Here is a 19,973-nt window from a genome sequence, read left to right as displayed (position 1 = left end):
ATTTACTATCTGTATAAGTACTTAAAAATTGGTTGAAGATGCTTTTAGTAGAAATATGTAAGTGATAAAAATAGTTTGCGATGGCCACTAAATAGAAATTAATGGCCAATAGAGCAATTTATAGAAAATTTTCTAGGAATGTATCTTTTGCTTTTAAAAAGTGAGGATATTTCTCATCTTTAGCAATTGCTTTCTTTAAATATTTAAGAGTGCACTCATTTGTACTACACTTAAGTTTTGACTCTTTGATTAATGAGTTTAGGTAATCTTCGACAGGACGAATGTGACATTTACTTTCTTGTAAATACTCCTGGCCAAGAAAAATGTAATCACGAATAAATGCGTACTTCTTAGGAGAAACTTTTTTTAAGTGTGATGGATTTAAACGGTAAGCAGCGATACTTTCGGCTGCATCTTCACTTGGATTTGTTTGACCGTATAAAGAAACCATTTCGTTACGATTGTATCTCCATCCCATTGGATGGTCGATCCAACCTGACATATCCCACCAAAATGAGGAATAGTTTAGGTTGTAAAAATAAGCGAGGTTATGGCCAAGCTCATGAAAAAGGCTGTAAGCCTTTCCATCTTCATCAAGTTCTCTATCCCATGGAGCATAAAGTTCAATAGAAGCATTTGCAAAGATCATCCCATGAGTACCGTATCCTATATCTTCTTTTATATGACGAACTAATCGTTTGCTGCTCCATAATTTGGGAAGGTGAAGAGGCAGTAGGTTAACACCTTTAATAATGGCATCCATTTGTTCTAGATCAAGAAGTGCTGCATCTTTATTTGCGTAAGGAGAAGTGTTGAGTCCATATTTAAAAAGTAGAAAGATGGACTTTTCAATAAGTTCATCACTTTCAAATAGCTCTTTAAGTTTACAGCTTTTAGATTGGCACTTACTTGCTGCTAATATCTTGTCTTTAAAATCTTCTTTAGATCTTAATCCATCGTAAACATAGTTTTTAACTAGGAGAGAGTATGCCTCATCTAGTTTAGTTGTTAAGTATGGTTTTGCAAATTGAGAGATCTGCCAATTCGTTGGAATCTTTGTACTACATTTTGCACTATTTACTGTATCAAAGCTTGCGGCATATTCGCTTAAAGCTAGTGTTTGGATTGATAGGGCAATGAATAATAAATACTTAACTAGGGAATTTTGCATAGGTCTTTATGACAAAAATACCCATTCATCTCAATTGAAATAGAAGAAATCGCAAAAATTATACGCTCTAACGTCTTGTAAAGATGAAACCTAGAGCAATAAATGGAAGAATCATACAATAATAAGAGTTTGTAACGACTTCCCATGGAGATATCTTAAAAGTAACTCCAAGTAGTAGTGCCTGGGCGCCATAAGGAAGTAGCCCTTGAACCACACAGCTAAAAATATCAATTAAAGATGCGCTTCTTTTTGGGGAAATATCACCTTGTATAGCAAGCCTTCTTGCAATAGGTCCAACGATGATAATCGATACAGTGTTATTAGCAACACATATATTTGTAAGTGCAGATAAAAGCCCAATTCCAATTTGGTCTGCCGCTTTTTTATTTATATGGGCAAGTTTAGAAATTAGTTTTTGAATCTTTCCAGAAATGTAGTCAAGGCCGCCCTCTGATCTAATAAACTCACTTAGACCGCCAATTAGAAGAGAGAGAAGAAAGATCTCTTGCATACTACTGAAGCCTCGATATGTAAGTCCGATAATAGTTGAAAAATCAAAACCATTGAAAAGAGCAACGATTCCAGCAAGAATAATCCCGCCCGATAAAACGACAAATACATTTACTCCTAAGATGGCCAGGAGAAGGATGAATATATATGGAATTCCCAAATAGAGATTTGTTGGTTTATCAATCGTGACATTTGGTGCAGAGATTAGAAAGAAGTAGAGAATGATAGCTATAAGTGCCGCAAAAGAAGCAATCTTAAAGTTCTCTTGAAACTTATCTCGCATATTACAACCTTGGGTTCTTGTGGCCGCAATCGTTGTGTCTGAAATAACTGAAAGGTTATCCCCAAACATTGCACCAGACATTACTGCACCTGCTAGGATACCAAGGTTGATATCTGTTTTGGTCGCCATTGAAAGAGCTATTGGACCAATTGCACCGATTGTACCCATTGATGTACCCATGGCAGTTGAAACTAGCGCTGAAATAACGAAAACACCTGGAAGAATGAGAGTGGTAGGAATTATTGATAGGCCTAAGTTAACAATTGCATCAACTCCACCTGTCTCCGTCGCAATTGTAGAAAATGCTCCTGCAAGAAGGTAAATTAGGCACATTGTAATAATATCCGGATGCCCAATTCCTTTTACAAACTTTGAAACATTATTATTAAGCGTATCCTTAGTAATAAAAAATGCAAGAAAGATTGCTGGGAGAATGGCAATTGGTGCAGGTACTTGATAAAAAGCATGTTTAACACCTTTCATTTGAAAGTAAATACCAGTTCCTAAGTAAATAACAACAAAAAGTAGAAGTGGAAGTAGAGATATTTTTTGCTTAATATGTGACATAGAAGTACCTTCAATACAGTTTTTTTTATGTATTATACTCCATTATCATAAGCCAATAAATTGCGTCTAGAGAAATGACTTTATAATATCCTTACGTGTAACAATTCCCACAAGTTTATTATCTTTTATAACTGGAACACGTTTAATATGTTTCTCTATCATGAACTGTACATAGCCTTCTAGGTCAGTATCTTCTGTTAGTGACTTAACGTTTCTACTCATGACATCGCCAACTCTTATTTCTTTTATTTGCTCGTACGATTTTTCAAGCTGAGTAAAATTTAAATTCTGACCAAAGGCCTGTTTGAGTTTGGCCATAGCATGAGGGACTTCAACTTCTTTTCCAACAAAGTCTGATTCAGTGATAATTCCAACGACATTTCCATCGTCATTGAGAACGGGTAATGCACTTATTTTTTTATCGCACATTAGCTTTGCCGCATCCCTGATTGATTTATTCTCTGTGATAGTAATTGGTGTTTTTGTCATGATGTTTTTAATGTCCATATTTTCCTCGTTTTTGTAACAAGGGTTATAACGGACGTTTAGAGAGATGTGTTGAGTTATCATTTTGTTAAAGTAAATCAAAGAAATTTAACTTTAAAATAATTAACTAATTTGTCGATAGGTAGGTATTGGTTTTTATACGTTATTTTGTGTTGGATCCGTTACGGGCCCAATTAAAGGGGAGTTTGTTATCAATAAAGAATCGAAATCGACTAATGAAGTCGAATCAACTATCAACAAGAATGTTTTCTTTTCTTCTGCCTTCTTTATTCTCTTAATCACTGCAATCGGCTCAATTTGGCCTGGTCACTTAAGTCAGTTTTTTAAAGGAATTCAAGCTTGGCTAATTGCTAAGACAAGTTGGGTTTATGTTTTATCAATGGGAATCATTTTATTTACTTCACTTTGGCTTATGGTCAGCCGCCTTGGTGACATTAAGTTAGGACCTGATCATTCTGAGCCTGGTTATACAAACCTTTCTTGGTTTGCCATGCTCTTTTCTGCAGGAATGGGAATTGGATTGCTCTTTTTTGGAGTGGCCGAACCTATTATGCACTTCTCTTCACCTCCTGTAGGGGAAGCTCAAACAATTGAGAGTGCACGTGAAGCAATGAAGATTACCTTCTTTCACTGGGGCCTTCATGCTTGGGGTGTTTATGCTCTTTTAGCAGTTTGTCTTGCTTACTTTTGTTATCGAAAGAATCTCCCTCTTCTTCCTCGCTCTGCTTTTTATCCAATACTAGGCGACAAAGTACATGGTGTTGCAGGTGATGTCGTGGATACATTTGCCGTTATTGGAACGATGTTTGGTGTTGCGACTTCCTTGGGTTTTGGTGTTGCTCAAGTCAATGCAGGTCTTCACTATTTAATTGGCATTCCTCAATCGGAAACAATCCAAGTCATTCTCATCGCGATTATTACAGGGATGGCGACAATTTCAGTTGTTCTTGGATTAGACGGAGGAATTAAGAAATTATCTAATATCAATCTTGTTGTCGCAGTCATCTTACTTGTTGCGGTCATGGCATTAGGTGATACAGTACACTTATTTCAGCAGTATGTTCAAAATACAGGATCATATCTTTCAGATATTATCTATAAAACTTTTAATCTTTATGCTTATGAAAAGAAAGAAAAGTGGATTGGTGGTTGGACACTTCTATATTGGGGATGGTGGATTTCATGGTCACCATTTGTAGGAATGTTTATTGCACGTATCTCAAGAGGACGCACGATTCGAGAATTTATGATTGGAGTTCTCTTTGTACCGGCCGGTTTTACATTTCTTTGGATGACGGTTTTTGGAAACTCTGCAATTAGTATTGCCTTAAAAGATACGAGTGGAAAATTTGTCGAAGCGGTTAATGGTAATGTTCCAGTCGCACTATTTCGCTTCTTTGAATATTTTCCTTTTTCTGCGGCACTCTCTGTCTTAGGAGTTCTTCTCGTTGTGACTTTCTTTGTGAGCTCTTCTGACTCTGGTTCTTTAGTTATTGATACACTTGCTTCTGGTGGTCAAGAAGAGCCACCGGTTTGGCAAAGAATTTTTTGGGCGGTTACAGAAGGTGTTGTTGCAGCAATTCTTCTTCACTCTGGTGGTTTGGATGCGCTACAGACGATGACTATTGCTTCCGCCTTTCCGATGATCATTCTCTTAATGATAGCAATTTATTGTTTGGTGAAATCGTTACGTGCTGATTTACTCTTGATGAAACAAGTTCAAAATCACACCACGACTATTCAATATGAGCAGTCCAATACAACATGGCAGGAAAGACTCGATTCTCTACTTAGCCATCCAAAGTTTAAAGAAGCTGATAAGTTTTTAAATGAAGTAGTTGAACCTGGCTTAGTTGAGCTTCAGGAAGAATTTAAAAAGAGAGGACTTGATGCTAGATTAAATACTAACAAAAAGGATTCTATCTCTTTAGTTATTCACAATGAAGAAGTGGAAGACTTTAAGTATGAGGTATTTCTTCGCTCATTTGAAGTTCCTGAGTATGCACCCGATGAAGAGCATGAAAAGTACTATCGTGCTGAGGTCTTTCTACTAAGTGGTGGGCAGGAATATGATGTTTTTGGTTACACGAAGAATCAAATTGTTGCCGATGCGGTAACTCAATACGAGAAGCATTTTCACTTTCTTCACCTTTCAAACTCAGAGCTCGTTTAATGAAGATAGGTCATGCTGACTCTAAAATTTGGCAAATAATATTAGCTATTTACTAATTTATACGCCTTTTCCTACTAAATTATTGTTCTTTTTAAAGATGTATTAAAATTAACCGATAAGAAAAGTAGGGGAAGGTGTAACTTTGAGTTCAGAATTTCGTTCGCTATTAAGAAATATTTTTGGTGCAGGTGTAATCGCTGCAGTTGTTTCTTATTTTAGCTTCCTGGCCCCCGAATCAGGAACTTCTCCTGAAGATAAAATGCTATCTAAGTCTAGTGATGCTCAGGAGAATATAGCAGAGTTTGAAAGAGACGAAGCTGGCCGCTCTAAGCGTCGACCTTCTTCTTACGAAGAAGAGATCAGTCGCCAATTTCCAACAAGAAAAAGAAAGGAAGAATCATCACGAGTTTCAGTAGGTGGCAAGGTTGTAAGAGATCCTGCTTACGAGGCCCAGCAACTTGAAGGCTCTGGCCACGAAGAAAATTATGGTGGCCCAAGTGGGAGTGGAAGTATTTCTGCAGGAGGAGGCTCAGCTTATATTGGTTCTTCTGATAGTGGTGGAGATGCTGGAAGCCTAGTAGGAGAGGGTTCTTCTTCAAATAATTTCTCATCAGATAGTGGTAGTAGCGCAAGTGATGGCCCTAGTACTTCAAGCTCAATTGCCTCAATCACTAATAATGATTTAGGTGTTAAGACAGGCGCTTCAAGCTCAACGAATGATGATAATGATAACACTAGTAGCTCATCTTCTTCTAGTTCAAGTGGAAGTAGTAGTTCAAATGATCCAGTTATCACTCCTGTAACTTGTTCTGTGGATCGTGCAGAAGGTATGTATTCAACAACAATCAATGTCACTATTACTTGTAGTGAGTTTTCTAAAATTTCATATTGTTTACAAACTGGTGGGGGATTTTGTGACCCTGTCTCATCTCCAACAATTTACTCTGGGCCGATTGCTGTTGGTTCAGTAGATGGAGAATATGGCCTATCGTTCTTTGCAGAGTCGATGAGCACGACAAGCTCAACAGAGGTGGCCGAGTTTACATATACTATTGATTCAACTCCGCCAGACTTATTGGTAACTTTCCCAAAAGTTTATGCTCAAACAACTGCTAATGCCCTCCCTAATTATACTCAGTCGGGTGATTTTGGTAAGGCCAATTACTACTATCATCAAATCAATTTTAAAGGGACAAACCCAGGAGCAGGGGGACTAAATTGGACCTGTGATCAAATTTATCATGACTACGGTACTTCTGGCTTTTCATCAATCGCGACAAATGTCGATGTCTCATCTCTTAATCCTGCTACTGAGCAGATTGATCAATTGATCGGCATTGGTGATTTTGCTACTGGTGATAATTATATTGCAACAGTTTTGGAAGATCGAAATTTAGGGATTATCTCATGTCAGGTGCAAAATGTTGTGATTCGTGATTTCAATATTGCTGCATTCACGGCAACTGGAGCAACTCCTGTTATTTCTGGTATTCGCACAACTTATGGAAGCTTTGTCGGTTATGGCCATTTCCAAGCTACTCCAAATACTTCTAATTCAGGTCAGTTAAGTAATGACCAAGGAATCACCTCAAATAAACAAGGTCTCTATACTGTAACTCATCAGTAGATTAATTAATAAGTTACTCATTTTATTGGCGGCTTTCTTAAGGCTGTGAAGATTCTTCCTCTCTAAGTCATTAAATTTCTTTCATTTAATCAATTGATCTAAAATGTCGATATGCCACTGTATTAACAGAGGAAGTTAGTTGTACGTTAGTAGAAATTTAACATTCTTTTTATTTCTTTTCTTAAGTCTATTCTTAAGTCATAGCGTAATTGCATCCACAACTAAGCTCGGCTACTCAGGCCGACTAGTTCTAGCAAACGGAACACCAGTAACAGGAACTCCTAATTTAAAATTTGATCTCTATTACTCTGGCTCTACTGGAGTAAGTAGGGGAACTGAGACAATCAACGCCGTTGCTCTTTCCAATGGTATTTACACTGTCGAGTTAGACTTTGCTGGCATTGCTGGGGTGATTGATGGTATCCCTTCAGGAGAATCTTTAGTCATACAAGTAACAGACATAACTGATGTTGGTAATCCTGTTGTTTATGATTTTCAAAATGTACTAGCAACTCCAATTTCGGTATATGCTAATCATGCTGCTCTTTCGAATAATTTAGTTATCGCAGCTACTTGCTCTCCTGGTCAGGTGGTTTCAGTAAACGCATCAAATGAACTTGAGTGCGTGGACCAAACGGCCGCTGTCGCTGTTGATTCAACGCTTGTTAACAATGCGGGAGTGATAGGATTACCAAGCCTTGTGACTGATAATACAACTTACTATTCTGTTGTTGTGGATGCGCAGGGACGTGTGAAGAGTGGTAATACAACACCGCCTTCAACAACGGCAAATGATATTCAGGACAATTTAATTGTTGATGCTGATATCAATACAAACGCTGGAATTTCTTGGACAAAGATCGATAAGACTGGAGCAACTCCTGGTGATGTAGGCTTAACTATTAATAGTGCAGGACCTCTAGGGACAACTACTGCTGTTGCAACAGAGAATGTTGTTAAGAGTTATGTTGATGCAACGGCCACAGCTATTGCAGATGCGAAAGTTATTAATGATATGAGTGGTGTGCAGACAACAATTGCACCTTCAGTTGATTCAGTAAAAAATTATGTAACGGCCCAAACTAGTGCTATTACATCATCTCAATGGACGGATTCAGGACTCGATATTTACTTTAATACTGGACATGTTGGTATTGGAACAAATTCTCCAACAGGACCGCTGCATGTTGTTGGAACAGCAAATGATGTTAATACAATGCGCTTTGGTGCCACCGACGCAGATGTGGCCGCTATTACAGATTATGCTAATATGGCAGGTCTTCTCATAGCCTCTGAGGGAATTTCAAATAGCTATCACAGCTTTAGAATTGTAAGTGATATTGATGGAGCAGATATTGAAAGTCTTGCAGTAACAAATGCTGGGCGAGTTGGTGTCGGTGTTCTTAATCCAACAGAGAAGTTAGAAGTTGCAGGTAATGTGAAGGGGACAGGGCTTTGTATTGGAGCTGACTGTCGAACTTCTTGGCCAACAGGAAATGCTGGAACTGTGACGTCAGTAACTGGAGGAGCTGGTCTTACTGGTGGAACAATCACTTCTTCTGGAACTCTTGCGGTTGATGTTGGGACAACGAATGGCAAGATTGCTCAGGTTGGAGTAGGTGATAAGTTAGCTGATTCAATTATCAATTATAACCCGGCCCTTGATGTTGCCTTAAATGGTTTTTCAACTGGAGCCGCTTCTACCGTTCTTGCAACTGATACAATTCTGCAGGCTTTTGGAAAAGTCCAGGCCCAACTAAATGCTCACGCAACATCAATTACTGCAAACTCTACATTAGTTGTAAATTCAACAGCTGGTAGTGAAACTGATAAAGCGCCTTCTGTTAATTCTATTAAAACCTATGTTGACGCTCGTGCAACTCAGTGGGGAACAAATGGCAGTAAAATATATTATAACGGTGGTTCAGTCGGTATTGGAACTAACGATCCATCGACAACTTTAGAAGTTACAAGTGGAGGTTTTCCACGTTTTACTATTTCATCAGAAGATGCAGAAAGAGATGATAATGTTGCAATTAATCTCATGACACTTGGAACAACTCCAAATACATTGGGAAATAAGAATTGGCATATCTTTGCTGGTGGAGACGGTAGAGTTGATAACCAACAAAACTCAATCTTCTATAATTTCTATGACTCGGATGGAAGCTCGACAACTGGGCTAGTTTTAAAACCAAACGGTTTTATTGGTGTTCAAAATGGAAATCCTTCAACTAATATTGATTCTATAGGGCCAATTCGCGCAAATTCTTTAAATGGTCAAACTTGTGACAGCACAAATGTTGGGATGATCTGGTATGACAGTAGTGTCGACAATTATAAGATCTGTGCTAACAATAGTGGAACACCTGTCGCTAAGAACTTAAATGAAGCTGGTTCTCATGAATTCGAAGCTTATGGAGTCTCTAGTTTGAGCATTCCTTATGCTTCTGCGACTACTGTAAAGTATACGACTGAACTTTACGATGCAAGTAATAGTTATGATCCATCAACAGGTCTATTTACAGCGCCTGAAGCTGGGATCTATGCATTTTCAGCTAATGTCTACCCAACTGGTGGTGCAGCAGGAAGTAGTAATGAATATGTTGGTATTTATGTAAATGGTTCTCCTGTTCACTTTGACCAAAGACATGGTAGTGCGGATTCTGGACGTCAATCTACATCACGTATCATAAAACTTAATGCTGGTGATGTCGTTGATATCAGGGCCTATCATACAGTTAGTACAACGCAGACTCTAACAAGTTCAAGTCGACAAGACTGGAATTTTTCAGGGGTAAAGATTAGTGGTGGAACTTCTGGTGCAGGGGGAGGAAGTGATAATTTAGGTAATCACATTCTGACACAAAACTTACTTCTTGGTTCTAATTACCTCTCAGGTGATGGAGATGCAGAAGGGATTACAATTGATGCCTCTGGTAATGTTACAGTTTCAAGCGATATTTGTATTGATGGAGGTAATTGTCTCTCAACAGCAGGAACTGGAGCTGGTACAGTAACATCAGTTGCCGCCGGAGCTGGTCTTACTGGTGGAACAATAACAACATCTGGAACATTGGCCGTGGATGTGGGAACAAGTGCAAGTCAAATTCCACAACTTGATGGAAGTGGGCGACTTCCAACTTCTGTCGAAACTGATCCTAGTGTTTCGGCTTTTGCTAAAACAACTCTTCCAACATGTGGAGTAGGAGAAGTTTTAAAATCTGATGGAACAAGCCTATCATGTGTTACTGATATTGATACAGATACTGATACGAATACAACTTATACTGCAGGCGCAGGTCTTGATTTAACGGGAACAACATTTTCTATTCCTGCTGAAGCCATCACTGATACGCAACTTGCTGGTCTTGCTTCAAGTTGTGCAAATGGAGAAGTATTAAGAACTAATGGTCTTGGGAGCTTCTACTGTTTTGACCCTCTTGATCTTGGAGATAACTTCTTTACTTCGTTTGGTATTGGGACAACTCCTGATGCATCAGCTGCACTTGATGTATCTTCTACTACAAAAGGTTTCTTACCACCACGTATGACATCTGTTCAAAGAAATGCCATTGCATCACCGGCCGAAGGTCTTGTCGTTTACGATACTGATATTCAAAGCCTTTATATTTATCAAGGCTCAACTTGGAATAGTCTTGGAGTGAATTTAAGTGGTGCTGGAGATGCAGAAAGCTTTGTTCATGTATCTTTCTCTGGTGGTACACATAGTGGTAGTGGAGTTTTAAACTATACGACTAAACATGTTGATATAAATGGTGAATTCGATTTAACAACAGACCGCTTTGTTCCTAAGCAGGCGGGGAATTATCTTGTTGTCATTCAAAGTATTGCAAATGGAATGACGACTGGTGGACATCACTACGCTTTAGCTACGAAGAATGGCTCTAATATCATTGCATCTTGGACGAGATCTACAAATTCTGGAAATGCCGATAAGACAGCTTCTGGAATTGTTTCAATGAATGGATCAACTGACTATATTGAAGGACGATTCAGTTTAAGTGATGGTTCTGTTACAGATGGATCACTAAGAGTTATAAAACTTGGTGGCTCTGATAATATGGGAAGCCATGTAGCTTCTAAAAATATTGATCTGACAACTTATAAATTAGTTGGAAGTGGCGGGGGAACAGGTCTTGCTATTGCAAACGATGGAGCGATCACTGTTGATAACGATATCTGTATTGACGGAGGGAAATGTCTATCGAGTGTATTTGCAAATGAAAATGAAATCACAACTTCAAATGGTGCAAACGAGCTTGTTCGTCTTGATGGCACAGGACGAATACCTGCAATGGATGGTTCACAGCTTACAGGCATGACGACTACGCAAGTAAGTGAAGGTACTAATTTATTTTTCACTGACTCTCGTGCTCAAACTGCGGCCGTTGTTAACTCAACTGCAGGTAGTGAAACAACTCAAGCCGCTTCAGTAAGTGCCATGAAGAATTATGTTGATGCGAGAGCTACTCAATGGTCGACTTCGGGAAGTGATATTTATTATAACACTGGGCGAGTAGGTATCGGGACGAATACTCCTCAAGGTCAAATTCATACATTCGGAACAGAGCCTATCTTCTTTGACCGCGTTTCAGGTAATCCTTCTCACTTACTCCTACGTGGAGCTAAGGGGACTATTGGTGCAGAGACAGCTCCATTAGAGAATCATGAAGTGGGACGAATATCTTTTACTGGATTTGATGGCACAAATTGGGCGACAACTGCGCTGGCCGGAATTTCAGGGCGAGCATCAGAGGACTGGAGCCCGACGACTAGAGGAACTGATCTCGATTTTAAAACTGTAACGAACGGTTCTCTATCAGAGCAAACAAGAATGATCATCGCAAATGATGGTAAGGTTGGTATCGGTTCATCTGAGCCTATTTCAAAACTTACGGTACGTGGAGCTGATGATGTCACTAATGGGCCAACACTAACTCTTGCTGGAGATGTAAGTAATCAATTTGAAGGCGGTCGTATTCGTTTTGCTGAGCCTAATAATACATTCCAAGGTGGATATATTCACTATGATGGAACGGGGCCAGACTATCTTCATATTGGTGTTCATGATACGGCCGACCTATTAACATCAAGTGATGTAAATGCTATCAGCATTAGTCGCCAAACGGCGAATGTTGGGATTGGGACAAGTACTCCATCATCGCGCCTACACGTTTATGAAAATGGTAAACACTATCATGTTAATCGTAAGATTGATGGTTACTCACAAACTGAAAACTCGACTGGTGTAAATTATATTCTTCTTCACCGTGCCTATGATGGAGCTCTCTTAGACGAGCACTATGTAAATGGTGAAATTAATTTAAGGCGAGGTGGAACGGCTGCATGGAATCGAAAAGTTTCAGCACAAGTTAATACGGCCTGTGCTTATGATAGCTGTCGAGGAAATATTATCAACTATGGTGAATACACTTATCTTGCTTATGTTACTTATAGTGGCGTGAAGTATGTTGCTCTTGCTATTCCAGATAACTCGACGATGTATAACGCAACTTTTACTGGTTATGCATATAATGCTACAGGAGTAGAGCAATTAAGACTTGTCTATGATACAGATGTCACAAACGTTACAACATTTTCACAAAACGCTATACATACTAATGCAATAAATGTTGCTGCCGGAAATATATCAACGGCTTCTGATTATGCTCTTGGATATAATCTAACTTCAACAACTGATAAGTATGCGATCTATCCACATCTCTTGGGACAAAAATCAAAAACTGGACTAGGGCCATCTCTTCCATATGATAATGCCATGAGTATTGAGTCTGATGCTCAGATAACTTTTGTTGAAACAGACTCAGACAAAGTTTCTGGATTTATGGATTTAAATACCAATACATTTGTGTGGGATGGAAATGTTGGGATTGGAACTATCGCACCAACTCATGCTCTTGAGGTCGCAGGAACATTTTCAGCGATGTCGACAACTGGAACTAAATTGTACTCAACTCGAGCTGACTCAGACTTTGATATAGCTCAAGGAAGTACATCGACTAAAAGGGCCTTTACAATACATGCAGGAGAAAATGGAACTGAAGTATTTGGCGCATATGCGAAAAGTGGAGCGAGTTACGTACCAGGAATTCATCTTAAAAATGTGTCGGGGAATGTTGGTATTGGTACAACCACACCATCTTATAAATTGCATGTTGCTGGGACAGTTGCAGGTAATGCAGCCTATGTGAATACATCTGATAAGCGCTATAAGAAGAATATCTCAGTCATTGAAGATCCAATTGAGAAAATATTGGCACTTGATGGTGTATACTTTGATTGGCGTAATGACGAATTTCCAGATATGAATTTTGTTGAAGTTAGAGATGTTGGTGTTATCGCTCAAAATGTAGAAGAAATATTTCCTGAAGCAGTAGTGGAAGATGAAGCTGGATATAAGTCTGTTGCTTACTCAAAATTAGTCGCACCTTTGATTGAAGCAACCAAAGCACAACAGATTTTAATTGAGAAAAATAGTCGAGAAATCGCAAACCTTAAAGAAGAGAATACTGAGTTTAAGGCCGAAAATAAGATGCTTAAAGACTATCTATGTTCAAAAGATCCTGAAGCTCCTTTCTGTGGACAATAATTCTTATTCTTTTGGCCCAAAATCAAGGCGAATTTAGGCTACTTAGAATCATCACCGGCAGATAAGTCCTCTAAATGACATTTAATTATTGATCTTAACGAAACCGATCTATACTGACGATAAGCCACTGTATTAACAGGGGAACTTGGTTGCACGTTAGTCGAAAATTAACATTTATTTTAGCAATTTGTTTAGGGGTATTCTTAAACCTAAGTGCTATTGCATCGACGACTAAGCTTGGTTACTCTGGCCGCCTTGTTTTAACAAATGGCACACCGGTTACAGGAACTCCTGATCTTAAATTTGATCTCTATTACTCTGGCTCTCCTGGTAGTAATAGGGGAACTCAGACAATCAATGCAGTTGCTCTTTCAAATGGTATTTATACTGTTGAGTTAGACTTCGCAGGTATTGCTACTGTGATCGATGGTATTCCAACAAATGAAACTTTAGTGATTCAGGTAACAGACATAACGGATACGATGAATCCAGTTGTCTATGATTCTCAAAATATCTTAGCGACACCAATTGCGGTCTATGCCAATCATGCTGCTCTTGCCGAAACTATTGCAAATGATGCTATCACACCTGATAGTGTTGATTTCAAAAGTACTTGTTCAGACGGACAAGTTGTCTCAATTAATAATTTAAATGAATTTGTGTGTGTGGATCAAACTGCAACAGTAAGTGTTGATTCAACTCTTGTGAATAATGCGGGAGTGATCGGTCTTCCAACTGTTGTGACAGGGGATACATATTATTCTGTAACTGTTGACGACTATGGACGAGTAACAGGAGGAACAACGACTCCTCCTTCAACAACGGCAAGTGATATTCAAGATAACCTAATTGTGGATGCTGATATCAATACGAATGCAGCGATTTCTTGGTCAAAGATTAACAAGACTGGCGCAACTCCAGGTGATGTTGGTTTGACTGTTAATAGTGCAGGCCCTCTTGGAACGACTTCTGCTGTTGCGACAGAGAATGTTGTTAAGACTTATGTTGATACAACGGCCGGGGCAATTGCAGATGCAAAAGTAACTGATGATATGAGTGGGGTGCAAACGACAATTGCTCCTTCTGTAAATGCTGTTAAAACTTATGTGACTTCACAGACTGGAGGGATCACTTCTTCGCAATGGACAGATTCGGGATTGGATATTTATTTTAACACTGGCTATGTTGGTGTTGGAACAAATACTCCGATGGGGCCACTACACGTCGTTGGGACGGCCAATGACTTAAATATCATGCGCTTTGGTGCAACTGATGCTGATATCTCAAGTCTTACAAATCTTTCTAATATGTCGGGTCTTCTTATTGCAAACGAAGGCGTCAATAATGCTTATCATTCACTAAGAATTGTAAGTGATGTGGATGCAACTCAAATTGAAAGTTTAGCAGTTACAAATGCAGGGCGAGTAGGTATTGGTGTTTTAGTGCCAACACAAAAATTAGATGTTGCAGGAAATATAAAAGCAACAGGAGTTTGTATTGGGGCCGACTGTCGCACAGCTTGGCCAACAGGAAATGCAGGAACTGTAACTTCTGTAACTGGTGGCACGGGACTTACAGGTGGAACGATCACTTCTTCAGGAACTCTTGCAGTTGATGTGGGAACAACAAATGGCAAGATTGCTCAAGTTGGAGCAGGGGATAAGCTAGCGGATTCAATTATTAATTATAATCCTGCACTTGATGTTGCCTTGACTGGATATGTAACAGGAGCTGCTTCAAGTATTGTAGCTACAGATACAATCTTACAGGCATTTGCTAAAGTACAGGGACAACTTGATGCCCATGCATCTTCCATAGCCTCAAATTCAACACTCGTTATTAACTCGACAGCGGGAAGTGAGACTGGGCAAGCTGCTTCTGTGGCCGCCATGAAAAATTATGTCACAACTGAGATTGCAGGTGTTAATCAATCTCAATGGACTAATTCGGCAAGTGATATCTACTTTGATAGCGGACGAGTTGGTATTGGAACGAACTCGCCATTAACAGCACTTGAAGTTGATGGACAAATTACAGGTGGTTTTGGTGCAAGAACAACTTCTGGAGTTCTTGATTGGAATGATATTAGTAACGCAAGGCCTGGAAGTGGTAACACTCTTTTAATGGGGGATGCAGCAAATGGGCCAGGACCTTCATATTATTTCCATACATTCTCATACGAATATATTACAAAAAATGGTAGTGGTAATCTGACTCAATATGCGATTCCTTACAATGGTACAGATATGTACTTACGTTATCGCTATAATGGTACTTGGTCTGGATGGAGTAAAGTTCTAACGACAAATTCTAATGGGCGTGTTGGTATTGGGACAATCAATCCATCTGAGATGCTTGAAGTTATTGGTAGAGTAAAAGGGACAGAACTTTGTATCGGTGGTGATTGTCGAACATCGTGGCCTACTGGAAGTGGCGGAACTGTAACTTCTGTTGTTGGTGGAACAGGTCTAACTGGTGGAACCATTACTTCAACTGGAACTCTTGCGGTTGATGTGGGGACAACAAACGGCAAGATTGCTCAAGTTGGAGCAGGAGATAAGCTTGCTGATTCAATCATTAATTATAACCCTGCTCTTGATGTTGCACTTACTGGATATGCAATAGGAGTCGCTTCAAGTGTTGTGGCAACAGATACAATCTTAGAAGCATTTGGAAAAGTTCAAGGGCAATTAAGTGCTCATGCTACTTCCATTGCAGCAAACTCTAATCTTGTGATTAACTCAATGGCCGGAACAGAAACTGGTCAAGCACCTTCTGTTAGTTCGATTAAAACTTATGTTGATGATCGCGCAACTCAGTGGGCGACTAGTGGAAGTGATATTTCATACACTGGTGGTAATGTAGGTATTGGGACGGCAAGTCCTACAAGAAAACTTCATGTTGTTGCTGATGATGCAGTCGACGGAAATGATTTTATCGCTTTATTTCAAGAGCCTGGGATTACTCCTGAAGCTTCTGCAACAGTTGGTATTGCGGCCGATCGAATGGTTATGGTTCAAGGAAGTGGTGGAGCATTCTATGGTGGTCGAGATGTAGCAAATGATATTGAATTTGCAATGGGAACAAGTATCGCAGGAGAAGCCTTCTCTGGTGCCATGACTAATCATAAGTACGGACTAAGAACAAATAATATTACGAGAATGACAATTGATGAAACAGGAAATGTAGGAATTGGTATAACGGCACCAACTGCAAAATTATCAGTTAATGGTGATGCTGAGTTTTCTGGTTTTTATACAAGTGAGCAGGTCACTTACGCTAATTACGATTATACTAATCTTTCTTACTTCTTACTTGCTAAGTCATCTAGTGAAGACAAGGTCTATGGACGCATCTACGGACATCGTGGAAGTGCCACGGCTATCCCTCGTCCTTACTTTGTTGATGTTGTGATTGATACATCATCTGTTTATACAGATGTAGGAGAGATCACAAACGCTTATCGCGTTGATGCAAAAATTGCTCTAGCTGAAATTACTTATAAAGGTGAGACATGGTGGGCACTACGCTACGATGCGGATAGTACATTTCATGCTAATAATATTGGTTTTCAAGGCTTTCGATCACAAGCAGATGCTGATGCCTTTAAGTTTATCAATGAAGACGATGTTGACTTAACAGCCGTTTTAAATGTTAAAGAGTACTCTCGAATTCGTGGAAGTCTTTATTATACAAAAGCAGGTAATCTCGGTCTTGGAACAACGACTCCAAGTGAAAAACTGGAAGTTAGCGGTAATGTAAAAGCAACAGCTTTTATAGGGGATGGTTCAAGTCTAACTGGGGTTAACTCGTCATCATCTTCTAATATTGCAGATAATACAATCTCTGCTGATACTGATGTCAATGGAACAGGAGTGATCAATTTTCAAACTGGTGGCACAACTAAGATGACAGTTGATAACTCAGGTAATGTAGGTATCGGAACAGCTACTCCGAGTGAAAAACTTCATGTCAATGGTAAGAGTATCTTAGGTCCTGCAAACACTGGTGGTACAGCAACTCCTTCTGTACAAGTTGGGGCACCTCGTACAAATAGTGGAACACAGAATCTTATGCACCTAGGTGCATTTGAAGCCGATTCATTCTATAAACTTGAATCAACCTCAACTCCTGTTCACTCTCTACAAATGCGTTATGGAACTAATGATGATACTGTTGATAACCATATTATGACATTTGAAAGAAGTGGGAAAGTAGGGATTGGAACTTCATCACCAATAACTGCCCTTGATGTCGTGGGAACAATTAAGGGAACTAGTGTTCAATCAATTGATCCAATGTTTCTTGTTGCTGCAAGTGAGTGGAGTGATACTGCTTACGATTTTTCCGCTGGTGCAACGGCCACAGGAATCAATATTACATTTGACTTTGACAGTACTGGTTCAGATCCATTTCAATTTGGTTTAGATAGTAATAACTATTACCGTGTTTCACATGAAGGTGATAATGAGCAGACGATTAGAAAGACAATTGCTGGTGTTTCAACTGTCCTTGGAAATGTTAGTCACACTTATGTCTCTGGACAGAAGGGCTTAAAAGGCCATGTGAATATTACTAATAATATCATCACTTGGAAAATTACTAAGCCTAATGGCGCTTTCACTAAGGCCAGTGGTGCAGTTGATACAGGAGGCCTTCCACTTTCTAATTTTAAAATTAGAGCAAATTCAAACCTTAGAAATGTGCAAATTTTTACGGGGCAAAAAGAAGATCTCGCGGGTAGTAAGAGTCTTGTTGTGGATCATGCATCAGGAAAGATTGGAATGGGAACGACTGCTCCTTCTGCACGTCTTTCAATTCAGCAAAGTGGAGTCGCTGATAATTATGAAGGTATTCGACTAATTGCTGATAAGAATAGTGATGGGACAAATGATGAATATCTTGATGTTTATATCGATTCTGCCGGAAAGAAGATTATCCAAACTCAATCTTCAGGGGCAGCAGTTCACGACCTTCTTTTAAATCCTGTAATTGGTAATGTTGGGATTGGAAAAACGATACCACGTACAACTCTAGATGTTGGAACTAACGGTAATGTTGCACTTTTTGGAGATGGTAGCTTAAATGATAAATTTATTTCTGTAAGAGATAATAATCAAGGTTTATATATGGGACTTGATGTAAGTCTTAATGGTGGAAATGGTGCAGGACTTATTCAATCAGGTCAAAGTAAAGGACTGGGACTTAAGGCCAATACTGCAACTTTTGGCGATGCTGATCCAGATTTTTATATAAGTGAATCTGCAAACGTTGGAGTCGGAACAGTGACACCAAGTTCAAAATTTGAAGTAAGACGAGTTTCTGATAATGGAAGTTCAATGGCGCTTTTTGAAGATGCTACTGCTGCCAATAATACATCAGATGTTAGAATTTTTGCCTATAGGCCAGGACTTGTTCTTGAAGATAATTCGGTTAATGCAGATGACTTTAGGCTTGGACTTGATGAAGGGAAGCTATATTTCACTTTTGATACAGATGATGATGGTTCAAAAGATGCGACTTCTCAGTTTGATGATATCTATGCAATGACTCTAAGCTCGTCAAGAAAGCTAGGAGTGGGAACGACAAACCCTGCGGCCACGATGCATGCTCACGCAGGAGACAATACTGCTTCATATCCAACTAGTATTGCCCAAGGTAATATTGTTGCGAAATTTTCTAATAGTAATAACGCCGTTGAGATCGGGACTAATGGCGATTTAAACGGAAGAAGGGCGTGGATCCTCGCTAGACATACTACAACGGACACGTATGGCGGCTACTTTTCAACACTTCATCTTCAACCAGATGTTGGTGATAGCACTCACTATCGTGGGGTTGCAATTGGTACGTCTGCAAGTGTTCAATTGGCCGAAGCCGGAGAAAGACTTGTTGTTAACGGAACGGCCGCAAAACCAGGTGGTGGTTCTTGGGCCACATACTCTGATGCACGCTTAAAAGATATCACTGGTGAGTTTAGCTACGGCCTAGATGCTATTATGGGTATTGATACAATAAAGTATCGTTACAAAGAAGATAACGCTCTTGGTATTCTCAATGAAAGAGAACACTCTGGTTTCATTGCACAAGAGATTCAAAAAGTGATTCCTGAAGCAGTTAGAACGACAACTGATGATTATCTAACAGTTGATAACGATCCAATCTTCTTGGCCCTTATTAATGCGACAAAAGAGCAGCAAAGTCAGATTGAAGAAAATAAGCGTATGCTAAATCTTATGCAAGAAGGGATTTCTCGTCGAGTAGCATCGTTAGAAGAGCAAGTTGAAACTCTAAAAGAAGAGAATGAGATTCTCAAGGCCTACCTCTGTCAGAAAGATCCTGACATGCCTCTTTGCCCGAAAAACTAGTCAAAAATTATTGTTAACATGTTAACGTTAGTATTGAGATTTCAGTAGCTTAGAATCTTATCTTATTGATTTTCAAAAGAAGGTTACAATATACATTATTGATCATCTTGCTAACTTGAATGTTGTACGTTGG

The 19,973-nt window shown here is 39.3% G+C and carries 7 protein-coding genes and 1 pseudogene; 4 read left to right on the top strand and 4 right to left on the bottom strand.

Annotation, left to right across the window (positions count from 1 at the left end):
* Positions 1-118: 118 nt before the first annotated feature.
* From ACMAYS_RS10220 to ACMAYS_RS10205, 4 genes and pseudogenes are all read right to left on the bottom strand, one after another.
* A complete protein-coding gene (locus tag ACMAYS_RS10220) occupies positions 119-1,171 on the bottom strand; it encodes a hypothetical protein (RefSeq protein ID WP_412463211.1) in 1,053 nt (350 codons plus the stop codon).
* A 67-nt stretch (positions 1,172-1,238) separates the two neighbouring features.
* Entirely contained in the window at positions 1,239-2,531 is a 1,293-nt protein-coding gene (locus ACMAYS_RS10215) for a Na+/H+ antiporter NhaC family protein (RefSeq protein ID WP_412463210.1), read from the bottom strand.
* A 66-nt stretch (positions 2,532-2,597) separates the two neighbouring features.
* The gene (locus ACMAYS_RS10210; RefSeq protein ID WP_370446913.1) at positions 2,598-2,897 is read right to left on the bottom strand and encodes a CBS domain-containing protein; all 300 of its coding nucleotides are present in this window, start codon (positions 2,895-2,897) and stop codon (positions 2,598-2,600) included.
* A 39-nt stretch (positions 2,898-2,936) separates the two neighbouring features.
* A pseudogene (locus ACMAYS_RS10205) lies at positions 2,937-3,020 on the bottom strand (phosphoribulokinase); the annotation flags it as partial.
* 208 nt (positions 3,021-3,228) lie between these two features.
* On the opposite strand from ACMAYS_RS10205, the gene ACMAYS_RS10200 reads away from it, so the two are divergent.
* From ACMAYS_RS10200 to ACMAYS_RS10185, 4 genes are all read left to right on the top strand, one after another.
* Entirely contained in the window at positions 3,229-5,211 is a 1,983-nt protein-coding gene (locus tag ACMAYS_RS10200; RefSeq protein WP_392993651.1) for a BCCT family transporter, read from the top strand.
* Positions 5,212-5,353: 142 nt separating this feature from the next.
* Positions 5,354-6,838 carry a hypothetical protein gene (locus ACMAYS_RS10195; RefSeq protein WP_412463209.1) on the top strand — a complete coding sequence of 495 codons (1,485 nt, stop codon included), beginning with the start codon at positions 5,354-5,356 and terminating at the stop codon, positions 6,836-6,838.
* A gap of 139 nt (positions 6,839-6,977) precedes the next feature.
* Positions 6,978-13,472, top strand: a complete 6,495-nt coding sequence (locus ACMAYS_RS10190) for a tail fiber domain-containing protein (protein ID WP_412463208.1) — start codon at positions 6,978-6,980, stop codon at positions 13,470-13,472.
* A 149-nt stretch (positions 13,473-13,621) separates the two neighbouring features.
* Positions 13,622-19,840: a tail fiber domain-containing protein gene (locus ACMAYS_RS10185; RefSeq protein ID WP_412463207.1), complete on the top strand. Its 6,219-nt coding sequence runs from the start codon at positions 13,622-13,624 to the stop codon at positions 19,838-19,840.
* Positions 19,841-19,973 lie beyond the last annotated feature (133 nt).

This window comes from Halobacteriovorax sp. RT-2-6 (assembly GCF_047085025.1).
Classification (GTDB): Bacteria; Bdellovibrionota; Bacteriovoracia; order Bacteriovoracales; family Bacteriovoracaceae; genus Halobacteriovorax_A.
Note: the sequence above shows the minus strand (reverse complement) of the source record. Positions and strands in the feature narration are given on the sequence as shown.

Bases quoted from the DNA above. Each gene is read 5' to 3' on its own strand.
- ACMAYS_RS10220 (WP_412463211.1), bottom strand. From the start codon at position 1,171: ATGCAAAATTCCCTAGTTAAGTATTTATTATTCATTGCCCTATCAATC.
- ACMAYS_RS10215 (WP_412463210.1), bottom strand. From the start codon at position 2,531: ATGTCACATATTAAGCAAAAAATATCTCTACTTCCACTTCTACTTTTT.